Raw genomic sequence first — 1,327 nt, forward strand, 5'->3', positions numbered from 1 at the left:
ATCGTCATCCCGGACATCACGTTCGAGCTGGCGAAGAAGAACGAGGACATGTACCTGTTCTCGCCGTACGACGTCGAGCGCATCTACGGCAAGCCCTTCGCCGACGTGAACGTCAGCGAGACGTACCACGAGATGGTCGACGACGCACGCATCCGCAAGACGAAGATCAAGGCGCGCGAGTTCTTCCAGACCCTCGCCGAGCTGCAGTTCGAGTCGGGCTACCCGTACATCATGTTCGAGGACACGGTGAACCGGGCCAATCCCATCGAGGGCAAGATCACGCACTCGAACCTGTGCTCGGAGATCCTGCAGGTATCCACGCCGTCCACGTTCAACGAGGATCTCTCGTACAGCCATGTGGGCAAGGACATCTCGTGCAACCTGGGTTCGCTGAACATCGCGAAGACCATGGACTCGCCCGACTTCGCGCAGACCATCGAGGTCGCCATCCGCGGCTTGACGGCCGTGTCGGACCAGACCCACATCTACTCGGTGCCGTCCATCGAGCAGGGCAACAACACCTCGCACGCCATCGGCCTCGGCCAGATGAACCTGCACGGCTACCTCGCTCGTGAGCGCATCCACTACGGCAGCGAGGAGGGTGTCGATTTCACCGACATCTACTTCTACACCGTGCTGTTCCATGCGCTGCGGGCCTCGAACCGTCTGGCGAAGGAGCGCGGCAGCTACTTCGGAGGCTTCCCGCAGTCCAAGTACGCGTCGGGCGAGTTCTTCGACAAGTACACCGAGCGCGCCTGGGAGCCCAAGACAGCGCGTGTCCGAGAGTTGTTCTCCCAGTCGGGAATCAGCATCCCGACGCAGGACGACTGGGTCGAGTTGAAGGCGTCGGTGCAGCAGCACGGCATCTACAACCAGAACCTGCAGGCCGTCCCGCCGACCGGCTCCATCTCGTACATCAACTACTCCACCAGTTCCATCCACCCGGTGGCGTCGAAGATCGAGATCCGCAAGGAAGGCAAGATCGGCCGCGTCTACTATCCGGCGCCGTACCTGACCAACGACAACCTGGAGTACTACCAGGACGCGTACGAGATCGGCTACGAGAAGATCATCGACACGTATGCGGCAGCGACGCAGCACGTCGACCAGGGCCTGTCCCTCACGCTGTTCTTCAAGGACACCGCGAGCACCCGCGACATCAACAAGGCGCAGATCTACGCGTGGCGCAAGGGAATCAAGACGCTGTACTACATCCGGCTGCGCCAGATGGCCCTCGAGGGGACCGAGGTCGAGGGTTGCGTCAGCTGTATGCTTTAGTGGGCTTCGCCCCCGTGCGCCTTGTGCGCATCTGACGATGCGCACAAGG

At 61.6% G+C, this 1,327-nt stretch carries 1 protein-coding gene; it reads left to right on the plus strand.

Annotated features, from left to right (window positions below):
• A partial coding sequence (locus ASG69_RS23135; RefSeq protein WP_235578985.1) for a ribonucleoside-diphosphate reductase subunit alpha occupies window positions 1-1,278 on the plus strand: 1,278 nt, incomplete at its 5' end.
• Window positions 1,279-1,327 lie beyond the last annotated feature (49 nt).

Origin of the sequence: Rhodococcus sp. Leaf225 (assembly GCF_001426145.1) — a bacterium.
GTDB lineage: Bacteria > Actinomycetota > Actinomycetes > Mycobacteriales > Mycobacteriaceae > Rhodococcoides.